This window comes from Paracoccus sp. TRP, from assembly GCF_000185925.1.
Lineage (GTDB): Bacteria > Pseudomonadota > Alphaproteobacteria > Rhodobacterales > Rhodobacteraceae > Paracoccus > Paracoccus kondratievae.
Genome location: NZ_AEPN01000007.1, coordinates 126,343 through 149,471 on the forward strand (window position 1 = coordinate 126,343; position 23,129 = coordinate 149,471).

The window sequence follows — 23,129 nt, forward strand, 5'->3', positions numbered from 1 at the left end:
CGCGGGTCAGGCCCTCAGCAGGGCGGCGCGGAACTCTGGGTCCGACAGCACGACCTCTTTGGTGCCCAGTTCGGCTGCCCGTGCCAGTGCGCGCGAAGTCTGGACCTGCGCAAACTCGACCGCTTGGGCAAGACTGCGGCCTTGCCCAAGCGCGGCAGTGATCAGCCCGGCGAACAGATCTCCGGTCCCGGCCATGGCCACGGGCAGGTGGGGCGTCGGATGGCGTGTCAGCCCGTCAGGGCCGCGAATGACGCTTTCCAGCATACCGGGCGCGGTCTCGCGCAGCTTGCAGCCGGTGACGATCAGCTGTGCCTCAGGCGCCATGTGCAGCGCCTCTGCTGCGTGATGGACATCCGCCAGCTCTGCGATAGGCTGCCCGGTCAGCCATGCAATCTCGAACGGATTAGGCGAGGCGATATCGGCCATAGGCAACAGCCGGTCGCGAAAGATGTCCGCGATCTCTTTGGGCACATACAGCCCCGGCTGCTCATCGCCCAGAACCGGATCGCAGTAATAGCGCAGGCGCGGGTTGACCGCTTTGGCTTTGGCGACGAAATCAGCGATCAGCCGCGCCACCTCGATTGAGCCGATATAGCCGGTCAGCACGAAATCCGCCCGTTCGGGCAAACCGCGATCCCAGGCCCCCTGCAACAGCTCGGCAAAGAAATCGCCGGGCAGTGGTCTGCCGCGCAGACTTGGGTAGTCGGGGGTATTCGAAAAGATCACTGTCGGGATCGGCGTCACCTCCAGTCCGGCGGCAAGCATCGGAAACACTGCTGCCGAATTGCCGACATGGCCCAGAACCACCTGGCTCTGAATTGAGATCACAAGCGGGCGGATCATGGGCTTCCCTCCAGTCGCTTCGTCCAGTCCTCGACCCGGCCGCTTTCCAGCCGGCGCATGGCATAGCGCCGCCAGCCTTCGGCCAGAACCTCCAGCGCGGCAATGCCCTGCAACTCGGTCATGTTCAGCCGGTCCACATAAAGCGCATGCCAAAGCCGGCGCAGGGTCCAATCGGGCGCGACGCGGTCAATCAGCTCCAGCCGGTCGCCCGGCGCGACGGTGCCGGGTTGCAGGACACGGTAATACCAGCCGGTGCGCCCGCTTTGCTGGACGCGGCGGGCCATGTCCCCGACCCCGAACCGGCGGTTCAGTTTCCAGCAGGGCTGCCGTCCCTGACTGACCTGAACAAGGGCCGACCCCAGACGAAAGATGTCACCGACCGCCACCTTTCCCTCATCCAGCCCAAGGGTCGAGATATTCTCGCCAAACGCCCCCGCGGTCTCCAGCAACCTAAAAGCTTCTTTCGTGCCCAAATATCCCGCGGGGGTCCGGGGGTGCGAAACCCCCGGCTGCCCCAAGGGCGCCAGAGAGGCCAGTTCATCCCGCCAGGCCGCATAGTGATCGAACGGATAATGATGCACAGCCTTTTCCGGCCCGCCATGCACGCGCCGGTCGGCCTGTTCATCGCCCGCAAAGCCCTCCGGTCCCAGCGCCAGCGGGTGGTCAACCGGGTGCTTGTCGATACCGCTCGACTGATCGCTGCCCGGCAGCGGCGCGGCCTTGCCGGTCAGCAGGATGATCTCGGCCATGGCGTCCTCTGTTCACTGCCGTGGCCAGATTAGCCAAAGCCGGGGCAGGCTCAAGATGGCTAGACCGCAATCGCACGGCGCAGGGCGTCATGGTCCATGGCAGCGGCTTCGCCCTGCATCACTACCGTGCCACGATCCAGGACGATGATGCGGTCCGCAAGTTCCAGCGCGAAATCGACATATTGCTCGACCAGTACGATAGCCATGCGGCCCTGATCGCGCAGATAGCGGATGGCGCGGCCGATGTCCTTGATGACCGAAGGCTGGATGCCTTCGGTCGGCTCGTCGAGGACCAATAGTTTTGGCCGCGTCACCAGCGCCCGGCCGATGGCAAGCTGTTGCTGTTGTCCGCCTGACAGGTCGCCGCCGCGCCGCTGCGCCATCTCACCCAGTATCGGAAACAGCTCATCGACCTCGGGCGGGACGTGACGCTCGGCGCGGGGCAGGCCTGCAAAGCCGGTCTCAAGATTCTCGCGCACGGTCAGCAAGGGAAAGATCTCGCGCCCCTGCGGACATGAGGCAACACCCGCCCGCGCCCGCGCGTGGGGCGGCAGATGGGTCAGGTCGCGGCCGGCAAGCGATATCCGTCCGGCCGAGACCTTTTCGCGTCCGGTGATGGCCCGCATCAGGCTGGTCTTGCCAACGCCGTTGCGGCCCATGACCGCCGTGACCTGCCCGACCGGTGCCTGTAGCGAGACCCCGCGCAGCGCCTGCGCCGCGCCGTAATGCAGGCTGACATTTTCGACGACCAGCGCGTCAGCGGCCAAGATAGACATCGATTACCTCGGGATTGCGGGAAACATGGTCAAGCGGCCCCTCGGCCAGCACATGACCCTGATGCAGGACCGTGACGCGGCAATCGAGCGCGCGGACGAAATCCATGTCATGTTCGACCACCACGATCGAATGCTCGCCCGCAAGGCTGCGCAACAGCTCTGCGGTGCGCATCGTCTCGGCGTCGGTCATGCCGGCGGCGGGCTCATCCACCAGCAAAAGGCGCGGTTTTTGCGCAAGCAACATCGCGATTTCCAGCCATTGTTTCTGGCCGTGGCTCAGCGCACCGGCAAGCAGGTCAGGGTCAGGCAGGCGCACCAGATCAAGCAGCCGGGCACGCTCTTTCACCGCTGACTTGCCATGTGGGCCACGCAGGGCCGACCAGACGTCGCGGGGTCCAGCCAGGGCCAGGTCGATATTTTCGGCCACGGTCAGGCTTTCGATGACCGTTGGCTTTTGGAACTTGCGGCCGATGCCCAGCCGGGCGGTGCCTGCTTCGTCCAGTCGCGTCAGATCATGGGTGGTGTCAAAGAACAGCGTGCCGCGGTCAGGCCGGATACGACCGGTAATCAGGTCCATCATCGTGGTCTTGCCTGCGCCGTTCGGGCCAATGATGGCGCGCAGCTCTCCCTTGTCGATGGCAAGGTTCAGATCGTTGATTGCCCTGAAACCGTCAAAGCTTTTCGATACGCTGTCGATGTTGAGGATGGTCATGCCGGAACCTCCTTTGACTGCTTGCGGGCAGGGCGCAGATCCCCAAGCGCGCCGACGATCCCCTTGGGCAGATATAGCGTGACGAGGATGAACAGTGCCCCCAGCGCATACAGCCACGCGTCGGGCAGCCAGCCGGTCAGCAATGTGCGCGCCAGCGCAACCACGATTGCGCCAAGTGCGGCTCCGGCCAGCGTGCCCCGGCCGCCAAGCGCCACCCAGATCACCACTTCAATCGAGTTTGCGGGTGCGAATTCCCCCGGGTTCACGATCCCGACCTGAGGAACGTAAAGCGCGCCCGCCACCCCCGCCATCATGGCCGAGACGGTCCAGACGAACAGTTTGTAATGCTCGACCCGGTAGCCAAGAAAGCGGGTTCGGCTCTCGGCATCGCGGATTGCGACCAGCACCCGGCCAAGGTGACTTGCCGTGATCGCCCGGGCAAGCAGCAGCCCGCCCGCCAGCGCCAGCGCCGAAGCGATAAATAGCACAAGTCGCATTTCCGGCGAGGACAGCGATACTCCCAGCAGGTCCTTGAAGTCGGTCAGGCCGTTATTGCCGCCAAAACCCATCTCGTTGCGGAAAAACGCCAGCATCAGCGCATAGGTCATCGCCTGCGTGATGATCGACAGATAAACTCCGCTGACCCGTGCCCGAAAGGCGAACCAGCCAAAGACAAAGGCCAGGCAGCCCGGCACGAGCAGGATCAGCGCCAGCGTTGCGGCAAAACTGCCCGAGGCGAGCCAGTACCATGGCAGGCTGTCCCAGTTCAGAAAGACCATGAAATCGGGCAGTTCGGGATTGGCATAGACGCCGCGCGCGCCGATCTCGCGCATCAGATGCATGCCCATGACATAGGCGCCAAGCGCGAAGAATGCACCATGTCCCAGCGACAGGATGCCAGCATAGCCCCAGACCAGGTCCAGCGCCACGGCAAGCAGCGCGTAGCAAAGGTATTTCCCCGCAAGCTGAATAGCATAGCCGGGCAGGATATTGCCCTGCATCAGCGGGATCGCCACGGTAAGGATGAAAAGCCCGCCTAGAAAGACGGTCATGTTGCGGTCGATCAGGCGCATGTCAGCCCTCCACCGCCCGGCCACGGGTCGGGAACAGACCACGCGGGCGTTTCTGGATGAACAGGATGATAAAGATCAGGATCATCACCTTGGCGAGCATCGCCCCGGCTAAAGGCTCAGCCAGCTTGTTCACGATGCCCAGCGTGAACGCCCCGGCCAGCGTGCCCCAAAGTGAGCCTGCCCCACCAAAGACCACAACCATGAAGCTGTCGACGATATAACCCTGACCTAGGTTCGGTGAGACGTTGTCGATCTGGCTAAGCGCCACCCCCGCCAGCCCGGCGATCCCGGCACCAAGACCAAAGGTCAGCGCATCGACGCGGCCGGTGCGGATGCCCATTTCCGCCGCCATGGCGCGGTTCTGGGTGACGGCACGCATCTGCAACCCCAGTGCGGTGCGGCGCAGCACCAGCATCAGAAAGCCAAAGACGGCCAGCGCGAACAACATGATCCAGATGCGATTCCAGGTCAGCGACAGGCCCAGCACCTCGACACTGCCCGACATCCAGGAGGGGTTGCCGACCTGCCGGTTGTTTGGCCCAAAGATCGAGCGGACCGCCTGTTGCAGGATCAGGCTGACGCCCCATGTGGCAAGCAGAGTTTCAAGCGGCCGGCCGTAAAGCCTGCGTACGATGCCACGCTCAACCGCGATGCCGATGGCGGCAGTGACAAGAAAGGCAAGCGGCAGGGCAATCGCCAGCGACCAGTCAAAAAGCCCCGGCGCGTGGGTGCGGATGACCTCTTGGACCATGAAGGTCGTATAGGCGCCAAGCATCACCAGTTCGCCATGCGCCATATTGATGACGCCGCAGACGCCAAAGGTGATCGACAGGCCGATGGCCGCAAGCAGCAGAACCGAGCCGAGCGACAACCCCTGCCAAAGCGTCAACCCCCATCCACGCAGTGCCTCGGCGCGTTCGATATCTGCAAGCGCCGTCCGGGCTGCATCCTTTAGCGCCGGATCAGAGAGCAGCGGGCGGATCCGAACTTGTGCCGCCGCGCCACGCCGCTCGGCGATCAGGGCAAGGGCCTCGGCCCGTTCGTCGGGTGTGGCATCGGGCGCGACAAGCAGCACTGATGCCCGCGCAATTTCCAGCGCGTCGCGGGCTTTTGTGTCGGTTTCCCGCGATAGTGCAGCCTCTAATGCGGATAGCTGCGCGGGATCGGGCGCGGCCTCGACCTGCGCGGCGGCGCGGGTGCGGGCGGCGGGGCTTTCGGCGACAAGACCCAGCGTGCCCAAGGCGGCACGAACATGGCCACGCAGGTTGTTGTTCACCCGCACCGGGGTCACATCCCGGCGGGTGACCGAGCCTGCGGGATCGCCGCTCAGCGCATCTGTGGCGCTGCCATCGGTGACGATTACCAACCGGCCGTCGGATTTCAGCACTGCCAGATCGCCGCCGACCAGTGCGGTCAACAGCGCCTCGGCCCGGGGATCGCCGCTGCTGGCCAGTGCCGAGACACGGTCCGCGCGGTCGTCATAGCTGCCCTCGGGCAGGGCTCTGGCGATTTCCTCAAAGCTTTGCGCCAGCGCCGCGGCGGGCATGATAAGGCAAAGCAGGATCAGCCGGATCAGTCGCATATGGTCCCTCGCTTGGCCCGCGCGCGGCACTACAAGGGTGCGGCGCGCGGTCTTTCTTCATGGATGGGATCAGTTCGATGCGGTGGTTTCGGCGCCGCCGCAGGTCTTGGTCGTGGTGTTGTAATTGCCGCAGCGGATCGGATCGGTCCAATCGGCGATCAGATCCTTTGAGCCGGGCAGGTAATCGGACCAGGCGTCGCCGGGAACCTCGCCTTCGCTTTCCCAGACGATGTCGAACTGGCCCTCGGCATTGATCTCGCCCACCATGACCGGCTTGGTGATGTGGTGATCCTTGCCCATGATGGCCTTGCCACCCGTAAGGTTCGGAACCTCGATGCCGACCATGGCGTCGATGACCTTGTCGGGGTCGGTGGTGCCGGCTTTTTCGACCGCCTTCACCCACATGTTAAAGCCGATGTAATGGGCCTCCATCGGGTCGTTGGTCACGCGTTTGTCGCTGCCGGTGAACTTGTGCCAGGCGTCGATGAATTCGTAATTCGCAGGGTCGTCCACGCTTTGGAAATAGTTCCATGCGGCCATGTGACCGACCAGCGGCGCGGTGTCGATGCCCGCCAGCTCTTCCTCGCCGACGGAAAAGGCGACGACGGGGATCTGTTCGGCGGTGATGCCCTGATTGGCAAGTTCCTTATAGAAAGGCACGTTCGCATCGCCGTTGATGGTCGAGACGACTGCCGTTTTCTTGCCAGTGCTGCCAAAGGCCTTGATGTCCGAAACGATCGTCTGCCAGTCGGACTGACCAAAGGGCGTGTAGTTGATCAGGATATCCTCATCCGCGACGCCCTTGTCCTTAAGAAATTGCTCAAGGATCTTGTTCGTGGTCCGCGGATAGACATAGTCGGTGCCGGCCAGCACCCAACGTTCGACCCCCTGATCCATCAGATATTCGACTGCGGGGATCGCCTGCTGGTTTGGTGCCGCGCCAGTGTAAAAGACGTTACGCTCGGATTCCTCGCCCTCGTATTGGACGGGATAGAACAGGATGCTGTCGAGTTCGCGAAACACTGGCAGCACCGATTTGCGTGACACGCTGGTCCAGCAGCCAAAGACAGCGGCCACCTGATCACCCGCGATCAGCTCGCGCGCTTTTTCAGCAAAAAGCGGCCAGTCCGAGGCCGGGTCGACCACCACTGGTTCCAGCTTGCGGCCAAGGACGCCGCCCCTGGCATTTTGCTGCTCGATCAGCATCAGCATGGCGTCTTTAAGCGTGGTCTCGGAAATTGCCATCGTGCCCGACAGCGAATGCAGGATGCCGACCTTGATCGGCTCGGATGTGTCCTCGGCCAGCGCAGCCGTGCCGATCAAAGCGGAAAGCAGCGATGCGGTAAGGGATGGGAGTTTCATGCGGACGTTCTCCGGATAAGGACGAAGGGAACTGCGCCAAGCTAACGGCCTCGCGGCGGCGCAGAACCAGCGCGAACCGTGCCGGGGGCGGCAGAAAACCGGGCGCGCCCTGATGGCAGGCAACCCCGTGTCGCACTTGCCCGGTCAGGCGGCATTGCAATGTTCGCGCCCCGGCGGAACCCGTGTTCTGCCCGGGATGCGGGCGGCGGGCGGAATATCTGCCCGGTCCTTGCGCAGATGACGGATGGCGCGCGCGGCAAGGGCGCGATGCGTTGCGGGTGCGCCGCCAAGCTGGCACCTGCTGGGACGAAAGAGAGCAGGAACCAGATGGACAAGCGTCTTTCGATCGTGGTCATCGAGCCCGACCCGGAACGTGCCGCCCCGATCGTGGACGGGCTGCGCGAGATCGGAGACCACGACATTCGCATCATCTCGGAGGAAACCGGCCTTGCCCGCCACATCGCCGAGTTTCGGCCAGATATCGTGCTCATTGATCTTGCCAACCCTTCACGCGACGTGCTCGAAGAGCTGGCGCTGGCGTCGGGTCCGACCGAACGGCCGGTGGCCATGTTCGTCGACCGCTCGGACGAGCATCTGACCCGAGCTGCGGTCGAGGCTGGGATTTCCGCCTATGTCGTGGACGGGCTGCGCCCCGACCGGATCAAGCCGATCCTTGATGCGGCCATTGCGCGGTTTCACATGTTTCAGCGTATGCGCGCGGAACTGGCCACGACCCGCGCCGCGCTGGAAGAGCGCAAGGTCATCGACCGCGCCAAGGCCGTACTGATGAAGGCGCGCGGCATCGACGAAGAGGCCGCCTATGCCCTGCTGCGCAAGACGGCGATGGATCAGGGCAAACGCGTGGCCGAGATCGCCCAGCAGCTTGTCCTTGCCGCGGGGTTGCTTTCATGCGGCTGACATCTGTGCGCCTTGGCTATGTGCCGCTGATCGACGCTGCGCCGCTGATCGTCGCGGCCGAATTGGGCTTTGCTGCTGAAGAGGGGCTTGAGTTCAGCCTTTTGCGCCTTGGCGCATGGGCGCAGGCCCGGGACATGCTGGGCGCGGGGCTGATCGAGGCCGCGCATATGCTGGCGCCCATGCCGGTAGCGCAGGCGATGGGGCTGGGTCCGGCCCTGCCGGATCTGGATCTGGTAATGTTTCTGTCCCAGGGCGGGCAGGCGGTGGCGGTCAGTGCTGCCCTGGCTGCGCGGATGCGTGATCTGGGCCATGACTTCGACTTTCGTGACGCGCGCAAGGCCGGCGAGGCACTGCGCCGCGCGGCGCCCGAGCGGCTGCGCGTGGGGGTGCCGTTTCATTTCTCGACCCAGCTGGAGCTGATGCAGCACTGGCTTGGCGTCTGCGGTTTTGATGCGGCGCCTGAGGTCGTGACCGTGCCGCCCCCGCTGATGGCGGAATCCATGGCGGCGGGCGAGGTCGATGCATTTTGCGTTGGTGAGCCATGGGCCTCCAGCGCGGTGGATCGGGGTGTCGCGGCGCTGCTTTTGCCCGGCACGGCTGTCTGGGCCTCTCCGCCTGAAAAGGGGCTGGTGCTGCGACGGGACTTTATCGCGGCCGAGCCCGAGATGACGGGGGCGCTGATGCGCGCGATCTGGCGTGCCGGGCGCTGGCTGGATGAGCGTGAGAACCGCGATACCGCTGCCGAGATTCTGTCGCGGCGCGAATATCTGGACCTGCCCGCCGAACTGGCTGAACGCGGTCTGACCGGGCGCTTGCAGGTGACCCCTTCGGGCGAAATCCGCCACGTGCCGGGCTTTGTCGCCTTTCACGCCGGTGCCGCGACCTTTCCGTGGAAAAGCCTTGCCGCGCTTTTTGCGCAGCGCATTGCGCGGCGCTATGGGTTACAGCCCGATGCCGCAATGCGGCGGGCGATGGCGCATTTCCGTACCGATCTTTACCGTCAGCACCTGCGCGCGGCCGGGGCCGCCCTGCCCGGAGCCTCGGCCCGGCTTGAAGGTGCCCTGACCGAGGATCGCGAGGTCGGTGCCGAAAAAGGCCAGATGATTCTGCGTGCCGATGCGTTCTTTGATGGCACGGTGTTTGAGCCGCCTTTCGCGGATTGAGCGTTTTGCAGGCAGACTACTCGTTTGCCTGCCCGGCTTTCGGGCGAAGCGGTCAGGTAATGCTGCGATGCCGCATCAATCCTTGATCCAACGTTTTCCCTGATCCAGTCTGAACTCATGGCCCGACGCAACGGCGCGCCATGGGCCCGCTCGCAATGATGCGGCACGGATTCCGCAAGGGCGCGGAGATCCATCCCCCCTGAAAGCGCATGTTCCGCCGCGGCCCTTTGCCGCCCGGCCCACGCTTTCCGACAGCCTTCGCCATCAGAAACGCATCGGAGCCATCATGCCCGCCCTTACCTCTCATACATCCCCCGCATCACCTGCCGAGGCCTGCCGCGCGTTGGGCTTCTCGACCTTTGCCTTCACCATCTGCTTTGCCGTCTGGACCATTTTTTCGATCATCGGGTTACAGATCCGCGAAGAACTGTTGCTCAGCGAAACTCAGTTTGGCCTGCTTATCGGGCTGCCGATCCTGACCGGCTCGCTGGTGCGGATTGCATTGGGCGTACTGACCGACCGGCTGGGCGGGCGGCGCGTCTATACGCTGACCATGCTGGCAGCCGCGGTTGCGACCTTTCTTTTGTCCTGGGCATCGACCTGGCCGCAGATGCTTATTGCCGCGCTTGGCGTCGGGTTGGCCGGCGGGTCATTCGCGGTCGGCGTTGCCTATGTTTCACGCTTTTATGCAAAGGGGCGTCAGGGCACGGCGCTGGGTATCTTTGGCACCGGCAATGTCGGCGCTGCACTGACCAAATTTGTGGCGCCTTTTGTCATGCTGGCCTTTGGCTGGCAGGCGACAGCGCAGATCTGGGCCGCTGCGCTGGCGCTGACTGCGGTACTGTTCTGGATCTTTAGCAAAGAGGATCCGGTCACCGCCACCGGGGCAGGGCGCAGAACCTCGCTGCGGGCCGAGTTCGCACCGCTTGCCCAGATGCGGGTCTGGCGCTTTTCGGCCTATTACTTCTTCAGCTTTGGCGGTTTCGTGGCGCTGGCCCTGTGGCTGCCACATTACCTGACGCAGGTTTACGGGTTCGACATCAGGACTGCCGGGATGATCGGCGCGGCCTATTCGATCCCCGGTTCGATCTTTCGCGCCTATGGAGGCGTGCTGTCGGACCGGATCGGGGCGCGGTCGGTGATGTATGCGACCTTTATCGTCTCACTTGCCGCGACCGCGATCCTGTCGCTGCCCGGGGCTGTGCCGGTTTCGGTGTTCCTGATCGTGATCTTTGTCCTTGGCTTTTTCATGAGCCTCGGCAAGGCGGCCGTCTATAAGCACATTCCCAGCTATTATCCCGCTCATGTCGGCGCGGTCGGCGGCCTTGTCGGCATGATCGGCGGGTTGGGCGGTTTCGTCCTGCCGCTGCTCTTTGGCTGGCTGCGCGATCAGACCGGGCTGTGGTCCAGCTGTTTCATCGCGCTTTTCGCGCTCGTCGCAGCCTGCACGCTGTGGATGCACGCCTCGATCCGCCAGATGGGCCGCGCGCCCCTGCAAGCCGCCTGAAAGATAAGGAGTCCTGCGATGAAGAAACTTGTCGTCATCGGAGCTGGCATGGCCTCGGGCCGTTTGCTGGAGCATCTGTTTGAGGCCGCGCCGGGCGAATGGCAGGTCACATTGTTCAACGCCGAACCGCGCGGCAATTACAACCGGCTGATGCTGTCCCCGGTCCTGTCGGGCGAAAAGACCTATGAGCAGATCGTCACCCATGACGCGGATTGGTACGCCGCACATGGTGTCGATTGCCGCTTTGGCGAGCCTGTGGTGCGCATCGACCGCGCAAACCGCAGGGTCCACTCCAATGCCAGCAGCGCCGCGTATGACGCGCTGGTGATCGCCACAGGTTCGGCGCCATTCATTATCCCGGTGTCGGGTTATGATCTGCCTGGCGTCGTGACCTATCGCGATCTGGAAGACACCAACGCGATGATCGAGGCCGGGGTTGCTGGCAAGGACGCAGTGGTGATCGGGGGCGGGCTGCTGGGGCTTGAGGCCGCAGCGGGCATGGCCGCGCGGGGGGCGAGTGTTACCGTCATTCATCTGATGGGGCACCTGATGGAGCGCCAGCTTGACCCCGCGGCCGGCTATCTGTTGCAGCGCGATCTGGAGCGGCGCGGCATCAGGGTCCACTGCAAGGGCGCGACCAAGGCGATCCTTGGCCATGGCCGGGCCGAGGCGGTGCTGCTTGAGGATGGTACCGTCTATCCTGCTGATCTGGTCTGCATGGCCGTCGGCATCCGGCCCGAGGTGCGCCTGGCCAATGATGCCCATCTTGAGGTCGAACGGGGTATCGTCGTTGATGACGCTCTGCGCACCAGCGATCCTCATATCTTTGCCTTGGGCGAATGTGTCGAGCATCGCGGCCAGCTTTTTGGCCTTGTCGCGCCGCTGTACGATCAGGCCAAGGTTCTGGCCCGGACCCTTATGGGCAAAGAGGCCCTGTTTCAGCCGGTCCAGACCGCGACCAAGCTGAAGGTGACGGGCTGCGATCTGTTCAGCGCCGGCGATTTCGCCGAGGGCGAGGGGCGCGAGGACATCGTTTTCCGCGACCCCGGACGAGGCATCTACAAGCGGCTGGTCCTGCGGGAAAACCGCATCATCGGCGTGGTGATGTATGGCGATACCGCCGACGGGAACTGGTTTTACGGGCTGATGAAGGACGCCACCGACGTCGGAGAGATGCGCGATACGCTGATTTTTGGCCCGGCCTTTCAGGGAGGGTCCAGGCTGGACCCTATGGCGGCCGTTGCAGCCTTGCCGCCTGAGGCGGAGATTTGCGGCTGTAACGGCGTTTGCAAAGGCACGATCACCGAGGCGGTGCTGAACGGTGCCACCTCCCTTGATGCGGTGCGGGCCTGCACCAAGGCCTCGGGTTCCTGCGGAACCTGTTCGGGATTGGTTGAGCAGGTGATGAAGCTGGTTCTTGGTGACGGGTTCGCCGCTTCCGCACCGGCAGGCATGTGCAAATGCACCGACCACAGCCATGAGGACGTGCGGCGGCTGATCCGCTCGATGGAGCTAAAGTCCATCCCAGCGGTCATGCAGGAACTGGGCTGGAAAACCGTGGGCGGTTGCCACTCTTGCCGGCCTGCGCTGAATTATTACCTGCTGGCCGAATGGCCGCTGGAATATCAGGACGACCGCCAGTCGCGTTTCGTCAATGAAAGAAACCACGCCAATATCCAAAAGGACGGCACCTATTCGGTGGTGCCGCGTATGTGGGGCGGCGTCACTACCCCGGCCGAGCTGCGTGCCATCGCCGATGCGGCCGAGAAATTCGCCGTGCCCATGGTCAAGGTCACCGGCGGCCAGCGCATCGATCTGCTGGGTGTCCGCAAAGAGGACCTGCCCCATATCTGGGCCGATCTGAACGCGGCGGGGCTGGTGTCGGGCCATGCCTATTCCAAGGGGCTGCGCACGGTCAAAACCTGCGTTGGCAGCGAGTTCTGCCGCTTTGGCACCCAGGATTCGACCGGGTTGGGTATCCGGCTGGAAAAGCTGCTTTGGGGGTCATGGACGCCGCATAAGGTAAAGCTGGGTGTCTCTGGCTGCCCGCGCAACTGTGCCGAGGCGACGTGCAAGGATGTGGGCGTGGTCTGCGTGGACAGCGGCTATCAGATCAGCGTCGCAGGCGCGGCCGGGATGGAGGTGAAAGAGACCGAGCATCTGGCCTCGACCCCGTCCGAAGATGAGGCGGTCGAGATCATCACCGCCTTTATTCAGCTATACCGCGAGAATGCGCGTTATCTGGACCGGCCCTACAAATGGGTGGCGAAGGCCGGGCTCGACTGGGTGAAAGCCCAGATCGAGGATCTGCCCACACGCCATGCCCTCGTGCAGCGTTTCGAGATCAGCCAGTCGGTCTATCGCAAGGACCCCTGGGCCGAACATTCAACCGCAACCGAGACGCCACGCTGGGCGCCTCTTGCCGATCTGACCCTGGAGGCCGCGGAATGACCGTCTTTGTCGATATCGGAGCTCTTGACGACATTCCCCGTCAGGGCGCGCGGGTGATCCGCACCGCTCATGGCTGTGTGGCGGTATTTCGTACCATGGACGACCGCGTTTTTGCGCTGGATGATCGCTGCCCACACAAAGGCGGCCCCCTGTCCGAAGGGATCGTCCATGGCGACCGGGTGACCTGTCCGCTGCACAACTGGGTTTTCGACATGAACTCGGGTCAGGCGCAGGGGGCCGACGAAGGGGCGGTCCGCACCTGGCCCGTGCGCGTCGAACAGGGGCGCATTCTGATCAGCGCCGAACTTGTCTTTCGCTCCAACGCTGCCTGAAGGAGGTCTGTCATGTCCTATGTAAATCCTGCCGATTTTGCCAAAAAAGATGATCGACGCGGGCGAGGCCAAGGTTTTTATGTCCACCCGGGATACGCTGATCCGCGCCTATATGGCCGGGGCGATCCTTGCGCTGGCGGCGGCCTTTGCGGTCACCGTGACCGTGAACACAGGCGAGCCGCTGCTGGGGGCACTGCTGTTTCCGGTCGGGTTTTGCATGTTGTATCTGTTGGGCTTTGATTTGTTGACCGGGGTGTTCACACTTGTGCCCCTGGCGCTGATCGACCGCCGGGCGGGCGTCACGCCGGGCGGCATGATGCGCAACTGGGGCCTGGTCTTTTGCGGCAATTTCGCCGGGGCCTTTACGGTTGCGGTTTTCACGGCGATCATCGTCACATTCGGCTTTTCCGAGGCCCCGAATGCGGTCGGCGAAAAGCTCGGCCATATCGGCGAAGGGCGTACGCTGGGCTATGCGGCCCATGGCGCGGCGGGAATGCTGACGCTGTTTATCCGCGCGGTGATGTGCAACTGGATGGTCTCGACCGGAGTGGTCGCGGCGATGATGTCCACCAGCGTTTCGGGCAAGGTGATCGCGATGTGGATGCCGATCCTTGTGTTTTTCTACATGGGGTTTGAACATTCCATCGTGAACATGTTCCTGTTCCCGGCAGGTCTGTTGCTTGGCGGCCAGTTCACCATCGGCGACTACCTGATCTGGAACGAGATACCGACGGTTCTGGGCAATCTGGTCGGCGGGCTGACCTTTGTCGGTGCCATGATCTACGCCACCCATCACCGGACCGCGCCCGCCCGGGGGGCCGAAGGGGACGACCCGCTGCCGGTAGCTGCTGAATGAGCCGCGCGATGCAGACCATCCGCACCACCTGTCCCTATTGTGGCGTCGGTTGCGGCGTGCTTGCGACGCCTGATGGCGGTGGCGGGCTTGCGGTGGCGGGCGATCCCGCGCATCCGGCGAACCGCGGTCGGCTTTGCGTCAAAGGCGCGGCCCTGGGCGAGACGGCCGGCCATCGCGGCCGGCTGCGTGCCCCGCGCATTCATGGCCGCGAGGCGGGCTGGGATGAGGCGCTGGACCTCATTGCCCGCCGCTTTTGCGAAACTATCGCTGCGCATGGCCCGGATTCGGTCGCCTTCTACGTCTCGGGTCAGCTTCTGACCGAGGATTACTATGTCGCCAACAAGCTGATGAAAGGCTATATCGGCTCGGCCAATATCGACACCAATTCGCGCCTTTGCATGGCTTCTGCGGTTGCGGGGCATCGCCGCGCCTTTGGTTCTGACACGGTGCCCGGGCTTTACGAGGATCTTGAGCTGGCCGATACGGTGGTGCTTGTCGGCTCAAACCTCGCCTGGTGCCATCCTGTCCTTTACCAGCGGCTGGTGGCCGCGCGCGAAGCACGGGGGACGCGGGTCATCGTCATCGACCCGCGCCGCACCGCGACCTGTGATATCGCCGATCTGCATCTGCAAATCGCACCGGGTTCTGATGCCGCACTTTTCAACCTGTTACTTGCGGAAATCAGCCGCAGATCAGAGGTTTGTCCCGACGATCTTGAAAATATCCAAGAGGCGCTGGCGGCTGCGCGAGCCACTTCCCCTGCTGTGACGGGGCTGGCGCATAGCCAGTTGCGGCAGTTCTTTGATCTGTGGATGCACAGCGACAAGGTGGTGACAGTCTGGTCGCAGGGCGTGAATCAATCCGACAGCGGCACCGACAAGGTGAATGCGATCCTGAACTGTCATCTGGCCAGCGGGCGGATCGGCCGGCCGGGAATGGGACCCTTCAGCGTCACAGGTCAGCCCAATGCCATGGGCGGGCGCGAGGTCGGCGGGCTGGCCAATATGCTGGCCTGTCACCTTGAGATCGGGAACCCTGACCATCGAGAGGCAGTGCGTACCTTCTGGAACGCCCCGCGCATGGCGCAGCGCCCTGGGCTGAAGGCCGTGGATATGTTCCGCGCCGTCGAAGAGGGGCGCATCAAGGCGCTGTGGGTCATCTGCACGAACCCTGCCGTAACCCTGCCCGAGGCTGACCGCGTCGCCCGTGCCATCGCGGGCTGCGATTTTGTTGTTGTTTCGGACATCATGGCACAGACTGACACCATGCGGTTTGCGCATGTCGCCCTGCCTGCGACCGGCTGGGGTGAAAAGGACGGCACGGTGACAAATTCCGAACGCCGCATCAGTCGCCAGCGCCGCGTTCTTACCCCGCCCGGGCAGGCGCGGGACGACTGGCGCATCCTTGCCGAGGTCGGGCGGCGTATGGGCTGGGGCGCATCCTTTGGCTGGCAGCACCCGGCGCAGGTCTTTGCCGAATACGCGGCCTTGTCGGGCGTGGCGGCGGGTCTCGGGAGCGATTTTGATATCTCGGCTCATGCCGGGATCAGCGTGGCACAATATGATGCGCTTGAGCCGTTCCTTTGGCCACAATCGGCCACAAAGCAAGGCGGGCGGTTCTTTGGCGACGGGCGCTTTCACACGCCCTCGGGGCGCGGGCGGATGGTCGCGGTTACGCCGCGCCCCCCGCAGCCGGTCAGTGAGGCCTATCCGTTCCGGCTGAACACCGGTAGGGTGCGCGATCATTGGCACACGATGACCCGCACCGGCCTGTCACCGCGCCTGTCCCGGCATCTGGCCGAACCTTATCTTGAGCTGCATCCGACCGACGCTGCCCAACTGGGCCTGCAACCTACAGCCCTTGCCGAGGTGACCAATGCACATGGAAGCGCGGTGTTGCGCGTGCTGGTCAGCGACCGCGTCGCGCCAGGGCATCCTTTTGCGCCGATGCATTGGACGGGCGAGACCGCGCCCACGGGCCGGGTTGATGCGCTGGTGCCGGGCGCGACGGATCCGGTCTCGGGCCAGCCGGCGCTGAAATCGGCGGCGGTGGCGATCAGGCCGTTCGCGGCGCGCTGGTTCGGTTTTGCCGTTTCTGCTGGTGAGATGCGACCCGACTGCGACTATTGGGCGCGGGCGATCCTGCCCAATGGCGTGCAGGCCGAACTGGCTGGGCGAAAGCCGCCTGCGGACTGGACCGACCATGCCCGGGCCCTGTTTGGCCTGGAGGATGAGCCGCTGGTCGTGCACGACCGCGCACGCGGCCAGGTGCGGCTGGCCTTTCTGCGCGATGGCCGCTTGCAGGCGGCGTTATTCGTTGCGGCCGGGCCGGTGGCCCTGTCGCGAAGCCATATCACGGCACTGCTTTGCGAGGGTGGTGCCGAGGTGCTGGCTGGCCGCCCCGGAGCCGACCGCCCGGATGAGGGGGCGCTTGTCTGTGCCTGTTTCGGTATCGGTGTCAACAGTATAGTCAAAGCTATCGCCAGTCGCCGCCTGACCTCGGTCGAGGCGGTCGGGCAGGCGTTGCGCGCGGGTACCAATTGCGGTTCATGCCGGCCCGAGATCCGGGCGCTGCTTGATGCCGGTGTGGCCTGCCGTGAGGCAGCGCAATAAGGCTCAGCTGTCCTTGCTGGCAAAGACCATTGCCGCGCCGTGCTGGACGGCAAGGTGGATCAGGCTGCCTTGGGCGGGCAGGACCAGACCGGGGACGCGCGATTTCATCAGCGCGCCTCCGGGCTCAAGCCGCGTTTCGATCAGGCTTTCGCGGCCCAGATAGCGGGCACGCTCGACCCGCGCCGATGCTCCGTCCATATGCGAGGGGATCAGGTGTTGCGGGCGAATGACAACCTCGGCCCGGCTGCCTTCGATAAGACCGGGGGCAGGGAATGCCCCCAGTGCGGTTTCAACCCGGCCGCCTGACACACGTCCTGCAAGTGTGTTAAGATCGGAAAAGAAGGCAGCAACGCCGCGATCCGCCGGGCGGTCGTAAAGATCCTGCGGCGGGCCCTCCTGGACAAGCCGTCCTTTGCGCATGACGGCAATGCGATGGCCCATCAACATCGCCTCTTCGGGGTCGTGGGTGACCATCAGTACGGTCGTCCCGGTTTCGCGAAGAAGGTCCAGCGCCGCATCGCGCACCCCGTCGCGCAGCCGGTTGTCGAGGCTGCAAAAGGGCTCATCCATCAGCATCAGGCAAGGGCGCGGCGCCAGCGCGCGGATCAGCGCGACGCGCTGCTGTTCACCCCCCGAAAGCTCATGAGGGTACTTCGTCGCATAGCCCGACAGACCCACGCGCTCCAGCAGTTCACCCACGCGGTTGCGTCTGTCGGCCGCCGGGCCTTGCAGGCCAAAGCCGACATTGGCGGCGACGTCGAGATGCGGAAACAGCGCGAAATCCTGAAACATCAGGCCAACCGGGCGCCGCTCGGGCGGGAGAAAGGTGCCCGTGTCGCACATGGGGCGGCCGTCGATGCGGATGCGCCCGGAATCGGGCTGCTCGATCCCCGCGATCATACGCAGCGTCGTCGACTTGCCACAGCCCGACGGGCCAAGCAGACAGGTCACCTGACCACGCACGACGCGAAAGCCGACATCCTGAACGGCAGGGGTGTCACCAAAGCGGCGGCAAAGCGCCTCGACCTCCAGCATGGGATCTTGCGGGGCGGCCTGCGCGGCCAGCCCCCGAACATCCACATGGCTCGCCCATTCAGGAGGGCTGGCGAACTGGTTCATCGGGCCCCCTTCGTGACCGTAACCGGATGAGAATAGTTTACTTTAGTAATAAGTTTAGTAAACGTGTCGAGAAATCGCAAGGAGGACTGGTGATGCGGGTTGGACTATCCGGGCTGATCGGGGCGCTGCTGGCAGCGCAGGCGATGGCTGCAAGTGCTGAAGAACTGAACCTTTACACCACGCGCGAGCCGAATCTGATCGAGCCGCTGCTGGCGTCCTTCACCGAATCGACCGGGGTCAAGGTCAATACGATCTTCCTTAAGGACGGGATGGCCGAGCGGGTCGAGCAAGAGGGTGCGGCCTCGCCCGCCGATGTGCTGATGACCGTCGATATCGGCAATCTGGTCGATCTGGCTGATCGCGGCCTGACCCAGCCGGTGCAATCCGAGGCCCTGAGCGCCGCGATCCCCGAAAATCTGCGCGACAAGGATGGCAACTGGTTTGCATTGTCGCAGCGGGCGCGGGTACTTTACGCCAACAAGGATCTGGATCTGACCAGCTTTACCTATGAGGATCTGGCCAAGCCCGAATGGAAGGGCAAGGTCTGCATCCGTTCCGGCCAGCATCCCTATAACGTCGCGCTGACCGCCTCTTACATCGTCCATCACGGCGAAGAGGCCGCTAAAACCTGGCTTGAAGGCGTCAAGGCGAACCTTGCCCGCAAGGCTGGCGGTGGCGACCGCGATGTGGCGCGCGACATCATGGGCGGCATTTGCGAAATCGGCATTGCGAACTCGTATTACGTTGGCCTGATGCGCAGTGGCGCCGGTGGTCCCGAACAAGAGGAATGGGTCAAGGCGATCAAGGTCATCCTGCCCACCTTTGAAAACGGCGGCACTCAGGTGAACGTCTCGGGTGCGGCTGTGGCCAAACATGCGCCGAACCGTGATCAGGCGGTCAAGCTGCTGGAATATCTGGTCTCGGACGATGCGCAGAAACTGTATGCCGAAGCGAACTTTGAATATCCGGTCAAAGCCGGTGTCGCGGTCAGCCCGGTGATCGAGGATCTGGCCGGTCTGAAAGCCGATGGCACCGATCTGACCGAGATCGCCCGTCAGCGCAAAGCTGCGAGCGAACTGGCCGAGGCGGTGGGCTTCGACAACTAAGACCCTGCAGGCACCGACCGGATGAACCCTGAACTGGTGCAAAGCCCCCGTGATCGCGCGGGGGCAGGCTGGCAGGCGGCAGCTATAGCTGTCGCCGCGCTGGTTTTATTGCCTGTGCTCGCGCTGGGGCTTTTTGCACTGCAGGGCAGTCCGGGACTGTGGGCGCATCTGATCAGCAATGTGCTGCCGGTGGCGGTGCAACAGACGGTGATCCTGCTGCTGGGGGTCGGCATCATTGTCGCTACCCTTGGCACAGTAACGGCATGGCTGGTTGCCTCGTGCGATTTCCCGGGACGGCGGTTTTTCGGCTGGGCGCTGCTTTTGCCGCTGGCTGTGCCGACCTACATCGTCGCCTATGCTTATCTGGACCTTCTGCACCCGGTTGGGCCGGTGCAGGGGGCGATCCGCCATTTGCTTGGCTATTCCAGCCCGAGAGAGTTCCGCCTGCCCGATATCCGCTCGATGCCGGGCTGCATCTTTCTGCTGGGGATGGTGCTATACCCCTATGTTTATTTGCCGGTGCGGGCGCTGTTTGCCATGCAGGCCGGCAACCTGCTGGACGCAGGTCGGACGCTGGGCGCCGGGCCGGTTGCGACCTTTCTGCGCGTTACCTTGCCCTTGGCGCGGCCAGCAGTGGCCATCGGCACCGCGCTGGCGCTGATGGAGGCGATGAACGATATTGGCGCGGCCGAGTTTCTGGGCGTGCGCACGCTGACCGTCTCGGTCTATTCGACGTGGATCAACCGCTCGGATCTGCCGGGGGCGGCGCAGATCGCACTGGCGATGCTGGCGATCATCATGGCGCTGGTGCTGCTTGAACGCCGGGGCCGCAAGCGTCAGCACTATGCAGCCGGAGCGCAGCGCAGCCAGCCCCTGCGCCGTACGCGCCTGCGGGGCTGGCGGACCTTGGGGGCGATGCTGGTCTGCGCGCTGCCGATCATGCTGGGGTTCGTTGCCCCTGCCTGCTATCTGGTGGCCGCAGCATGGAGCCGCTACCGTTTTGCCGGCCTGTCGCCGCGCATTCTGGCAGAGGCTGCAAACACCGCCTTTTTCGCCGTTGTGGCGACGCTGGTTGCGCTGCTGCTGGGGCTGGTTGTGACGGGGGCGGCGCGGCTGCGGCCCGGCCTCTTGACCCAAAGCATGGCGCGGCTTTCGACACTGGGTTACGCAGTGCCGGGGACCATTCTGGCAATCGGCCTTTTACCGGTGATTGCGCTGGTCGACCGTCAGATCTCGGCGGTGTCGCAGACGCTGTTCGGTGCGGCACCCGGGTTGCTGCTGCTGGGCTCTGGCGCGGCGCTGATCTATGCCTATGCCGCGCGCTTTCTGGCCATCGCTACCGGAGGGATCGAGGCGGGGCTTAGCCGGGTGCCGCGTTCGCTTGACCATGTGGCACGCACGCTGGGGCGCAATCCGGTGCAGGTGTTCCGACAGGTTCATGTGCCGATCTCACGCCCGGCGCTTGCAGCCTCGGGGCTGCTGATCTTTGTCGATTGCGTCAAAGAGCTGCCCGCGACCTTGTTGCTGAGGCCGCTGAATTTCGAGACGCTTTCGACCCATCTTTACGGCGAGGCAGCGCGCGGCACTTATGAGGATGCTGCTATCGCGGCGCTGATCATCGTGGTGATCGGCATCTTGCCGGTCATGGTTCTGGCACGGACGATCAGACGGTGACTGCGGCAGATTGCCCCTTTTCCGGAACGCAGATTTCTGACAGGGCTGCCCCTATGCAGGTCAGGGACGCATATCGGTCAAGAAAGGACGCGCTGCGGCGGCTGTGCTGCTGGCTGGCGGTTCTGCCATTCCTGCTGTTCTCGCTGATTCTGCCGGGCACCATGCTAAGCCGCGATGCGCAGGGCGGAATTACCGTCGTGCTATGTTCGGGCGTCGGGCTGGTCGAGATGGCTGTCGCCCCCGACGGCAGTCTGATCCCCAAAGAACAGGCGCCGCACGGCGATCATCACACATGCGACTGGAGCCCGCATGGCCAGCCTTTGCTTGGTTCGGGTTCGGCCCCCATGGCCCTGCCGCAGGCGGCCGAGGCGCGGCTTGCGCTTTGGCCTGCGCCTGCCGCCCTGCCGCATGGCGGGATGCTGCTTTTACCCTCGGCGCGGGGGCCGCCTGCGATCATCTGACGGAGATATTTGCTGTAAAACCCTGTGACCATGAGGTTCGGGGGCAATTCCCATCAGATGAGATATGTCATGAAAAACCATGTTTTCCGTGCGCTTTGCGCCACGCTGCTTGGCCTTGCTGCCACTCCCGCTCTTTCCCACGCCACGCTTGAGCAAAAAGAGGCTGCGGCAGGCTCGACTTATCGTGCGGTGATCCGCGTCGGTCACGGTTGTGAGGGTCAGGCAACCAATACCCTGCGCGTCGAACTGCCCGAGGGGTTCTATAATGCCAAGCCGATGCCCAAGGCGGGCTGGACGCTGGAAACCGTCAAGGGCCCCTATGCCAAACCCTTTGACAATCATGGCAAAGAGATGACCGAAGGCACACGCGAGGTGATCTGGTCGGGTGGCGATCTGCAGGATGACTGGTACGATGAATTCGTCATCCGCGGCACGGTCGGGGCTGATATCGCGCCCGAGACGGTGCTGTATTTCAAAACGGTGCAGGAATGCGCGAATGGCCGCGAGGACTGGACCGATGTCTCGGGCAGCAAAGAGGTTCCGAATCCTGCGCCAGGTGTTACCGTCACCGCTGGCAAGGGCGATCACGGGCACGGCGGCCATAATGCTGCGGCGGATGATGGCGCGATCAAGCTGGGTGATCTGACGCTGAGCAACGGCTTCAGCCGCGCCACACCTCCTGGCGCGCCGGTCGCTGGCGGGTTCGTGACCATAGCCAATGCCGGAGCCGGGGATCGGCTGATATCGGCCAGCGTCGATTTTGCCGGCCGCGCCGAGATCCATGAGATGGCGATGGAGGGCGAGGTCATGCGGATGCGCCAGCTGCCCGAGGGCCTGACTATTCCCGCCGGTGAAACGGTTGAACTTAAGCCCGGCGGTTATCACCTGATGTTCATGGAGCTGAAACAGCCGCTGGTTGAGGGCGAGACGGTCAATGTCACGCTGAAATTCGAGAAAGCGGGCGAAGTCACTCTGCCGCTGCGGGTTGGTCCCCGCAATGCCGGCACCGAAGACAAGGGGAACGCACATCATGGCCACTGAACACAAATCCGGGCTGAAACCCCTGCGCTATGTTCTTTGGGCGCTGGTGGCTCTGGCCGTGCTGGGGGTAGGCTGGTTCCAGCTTGTCTCGCCCCGGTCGGGGACTGGCTCGATCGCTGATACCGGGGCGGCCGCGCTGGGGCGCGGCGAATACAGCCTGACCACGACCGAGGGGACGGAGTTCACCCAGGCGTCGCTGAAGGGCCAGCCCTCGGCGGTGTTCTTTGGCTTTACCCATTGCCCCGATGTCTGCCCGACGACCCTGGGCGATGTGGCCGGCTGGCAGGAAGAGTTGGGCGAGGACGGCAAGGCGCTGCGGGTCTTTTTCGTCACCGTCGATCCCGAGCGTGACTCGGTCGAGACGCTGCGCGAATACGTCTCGTGGGTGCCGGGCGTGATCGGTGTCTCGGGGGCTCCGGAAGAGGTGGCCAAGGCGATTAAGGCTTTCCGCATCTATGCCCGCAAATCCCCGATGGAGAGCGGCGATTACACGATGGACCATTCCTCGACCATGCTGCTTTTCGATGCCAATGGCGATTACGCCGGGCTGATCGGCTATCAGGAAGAACGTGAGCGCGCCCTCGCAAGCCTGCGCAAGCTGCTCAACAGCTGATCTGCAAAAGCTTTTCCGGCGCCGCTATGGGATGCGGCGCCGTCTTTCTTGCACATAGACTTTGGCCGATCCTGTCTGGGTCGGCCTTTCTGTTTCCGAAATGTTTTGGCAGGCCCTCACGCTGCTGTTCCCACAGGGGTGATTGCTGGATGTTAGGTTGTGTTGACAAAAAGGATTCC

The 23,129-nt window shown here is 63.8% G+C and carries 21 protein-coding genes; 12 read left to right on the plus strand and 9 right to left on the minus strand.

The annotated features are described in order from the left end of the window. Positions 1–6: 6 nt before the first annotated feature. The 7 genes from pdxY to urtA all read right to left on the minus strand — a co-directional run bounded on the left by pdxY (position 7) and on the right by urtA (position 7,097). On the minus strand, positions 7–843 hold the full coding sequence (gene pdxY, locus PARACOCCUSGL_RS0106570) for a pyridoxal kinase (RefSeq protein WP_010394456.1): 837 nt from the start codon (positions 841–843) through the stop codon (positions 7–9). Beyond that, positions 840–1,592, minus strand: a complete 753-nt coding sequence (locus PARACOCCUSGL_RS0106575; RefSeq protein WP_010394457.1) for an MOSC domain-containing protein — start codon at positions 1,590–1,592, stop codon at positions 840–842. The genes pdxY and PARACOCCUSGL_RS0106575 overlap by 4 nt, the downstream gene beginning before the upstream one ends. Positions 1,593–1,651: 59 nt before the next feature. After that, on the minus strand, positions 1,652–2,368 hold the full coding sequence (urtE, locus tag PARACOCCUSGL_RS0106580) for an urea ABC transporter ATP-binding subunit UrtE (protein ID WP_010394458.1): 717 nt from the start codon (positions 2,366–2,368) through the stop codon (positions 1,652–1,654). Next, positions 2,349–3,080 (minus strand): urea ABC transporter ATP-binding protein UrtD, encoded by a 732-nt coding sequence (gene urtD / locus PARACOCCUSGL_RS0106585; RefSeq protein ID WP_010394459.1) that lies wholly within the window; start codon positions 3,078–3,080, stop codon positions 2,349–2,351. Before urtD ends, urtE begins: the two co-directional genes overlap by 20 nt. Beyond that, positions 3,077–4,153 carry an urea ABC transporter permease subunit UrtC gene (gene urtC, locus PARACOCCUSGL_RS0106590; protein WP_010394460.1) on the minus strand — a complete coding sequence of 359 codons (1,077 nt, stop codon included), beginning with the start codon at positions 4,151–4,153 and terminating at the stop codon, positions 3,077–3,079. The genes urtD and urtC overlap by 4 nt, the downstream gene beginning before the upstream one ends. A 1-nt stretch (position 4,154) precedes the next feature. Further along, positions 4,155–5,735 carry an urea ABC transporter permease subunit UrtB gene (gene urtB, locus PARACOCCUSGL_RS0106595; protein WP_010394462.1) on the minus strand — a complete coding sequence of 527 codons (1,581 nt, stop codon included), beginning with the start codon at positions 5,733–5,735 and terminating at the stop codon, positions 4,155–4,157. Between the two features lie 69 nt (positions 5,736–5,804). Then, positions 5,805–7,097, minus strand: a complete 1,293-nt coding sequence (gene urtA / locus PARACOCCUSGL_RS0106600; RefSeq protein ID WP_010394464.1) for an urea ABC transporter substrate-binding protein — start codon at positions 7,095–7,097, stop codon at positions 5,805–5,807. A 327-nt stretch (positions 7,098–7,424) separates the two neighbouring features. Between urtA and PARACOCCUSGL_RS0106605 the strand changes: the two genes are divergently transcribed. From PARACOCCUSGL_RS0106605 to PARACOCCUSGL_RS0106635, 7 genes are all read left to right on the plus strand, one after another. Beyond that, a complete protein-coding gene (locus PARACOCCUSGL_RS0106605) occupies positions 7,425–8,015 on the plus strand; it encodes an ANTAR domain-containing response regulator (protein ID WP_029371681.1) in 591 nt (196 codons plus the stop codon). Beyond that, positions 8,006–9,178, plus strand: coding sequence for a CmpA/NrtA family ABC transporter substrate-binding protein (locus PARACOCCUSGL_RS0106610; RefSeq protein ID WP_010394466.1), 1,173 nt, complete (start codon positions 8,006–8,008; stop codon positions 9,176–9,178). Before PARACOCCUSGL_RS0106605 ends, PARACOCCUSGL_RS0106610 begins: the two co-directional genes overlap by 10 nt. Positions 9,179–9,464: 286 nt before the next feature. Next, on the plus strand, positions 9,465–10,685 hold the full coding sequence (locus PARACOCCUSGL_RS0106615) for a nitrate/nitrite transporter (protein ID WP_029371682.1): 1,221 nt from the start codon (positions 9,465–9,467) through the stop codon (positions 10,683–10,685). An 18-nt stretch (positions 10,686–10,703) separates the two neighbouring features. Beyond that, entirely contained in the window at positions 10,704–13,136 is a 2,433-nt protein-coding gene (nirB, locus tag PARACOCCUSGL_RS0106620) for a nitrite reductase large subunit NirB (RefSeq protein ID WP_010394468.1), read from the plus strand. Continuing rightward, complete coding sequence (gene nirD / locus PARACOCCUSGL_RS0106625; protein ID WP_010394469.1) at positions 13,133–13,468, plus strand: nitrite reductase small subunit NirD; 336 nt, start codon at positions 13,133–13,135, stop codon at positions 13,466–13,468. Before nirB ends, nirD begins: the two co-directional genes overlap by 4 nt. A gap of 49 nt (positions 13,469–13,517) precedes the next feature. Beyond that, on the plus strand, positions 13,518–14,324 hold the full coding sequence (locus PARACOCCUSGL_RS20345) for a formate/nitrite transporter family protein (RefSeq protein WP_010394470.1): 807 nt from the start codon (positions 13,518–13,520) through the stop codon (positions 14,322–14,324). A gap of 8 nt (positions 14,325–14,332) precedes the next feature. Next, positions 14,333–16,936 carry a nitrate reductase gene (locus tag PARACOCCUSGL_RS0106635; RefSeq protein ID WP_010394474.1) on the plus strand — a complete coding sequence of 868 codons (2,604 nt, stop codon included), beginning with the start codon at positions 14,333–14,335 and terminating at the stop codon, positions 16,934–16,936. A 3-nt stretch (positions 16,937–16,939) separates the two neighbouring features. Here PARACOCCUSGL_RS0106635 and PARACOCCUSGL_RS0106640 read toward each other — a convergent pair whose 3' ends face one another. Next, positions 16,940–18,055 (minus strand): ABC transporter ATP-binding protein, encoded by a 1,116-nt coding sequence (locus PARACOCCUSGL_RS0106640; RefSeq protein ID WP_010394477.1) that lies wholly within the window; start codon positions 18,053–18,055, stop codon positions 16,940–16,942. 92 nt (positions 18,056–18,147) lie between these two features. Between PARACOCCUSGL_RS0106640 and PARACOCCUSGL_RS0106645 the strand changes: the two genes are divergently transcribed. The 5 genes from PARACOCCUSGL_RS0106645 to PARACOCCUSGL_RS0106665 all read left to right on the plus strand — a co-directional run bounded on the left by PARACOCCUSGL_RS0106645 (position 18,148) and on the right by PARACOCCUSGL_RS0106665 (position 22,950). Next, entirely contained in the window at positions 18,148–19,161 is a 1,014-nt protein-coding gene (locus tag PARACOCCUSGL_RS0106645) for a Fe(3+) ABC transporter substrate-binding protein (protein WP_010394479.1), read from the plus strand. Positions 19,162–19,182: 21 nt separating this feature from the next. Then, the gene (locus tag PARACOCCUSGL_RS0106650; protein ID WP_010394481.1) at positions 19,183–20,835 is read left to right on the plus strand and encodes an iron ABC transporter permease; all 1,653 of its coding nucleotides are present in this window, start codon (positions 19,183–19,185) and stop codon (positions 20,833–20,835) included. Between the two features lie 53 nt (positions 20,836–20,888). Beyond that, complete coding sequence (locus PARACOCCUSGL_RS0106655; RefSeq protein ID WP_010394483.1) at positions 20,889–21,296, plus strand: DUF2946 family protein; 408 nt, start codon at positions 20,889–20,891, stop codon at positions 21,294–21,296. A gap of 69 nt (positions 21,297–21,365) precedes the next feature. Then, positions 21,366–22,337, plus strand: a complete 972-nt coding sequence (locus PARACOCCUSGL_RS0106660) for a DUF1775 domain-containing protein (protein WP_010394485.1) — start codon at positions 21,366–21,368, stop codon at positions 22,335–22,337. Next, positions 22,327–22,950 carry an SCO family protein gene (locus PARACOCCUSGL_RS0106665; RefSeq protein ID WP_010394487.1) on the plus strand — a complete coding sequence of 208 codons (624 nt, stop codon included), beginning with the start codon at positions 22,327–22,329 and terminating at the stop codon, positions 22,948–22,950. The genes PARACOCCUSGL_RS0106660 and PARACOCCUSGL_RS0106665 overlap by 11 nt, the downstream gene beginning before the upstream one ends. On the opposite strand, the gene PARACOCCUSGL_RS22370 is transcribed toward PARACOCCUSGL_RS0106665, so the two are convergent. Then, positions 22,940–23,129 (minus strand): hypothetical protein (locus tag PARACOCCUSGL_RS22370; RefSeq protein ID WP_237701490.1); only part of this gene is annotated, 190 nt, incomplete at its 5' end. The genes PARACOCCUSGL_RS0106665 and PARACOCCUSGL_RS22370 overlap by 11 nt on opposite strands.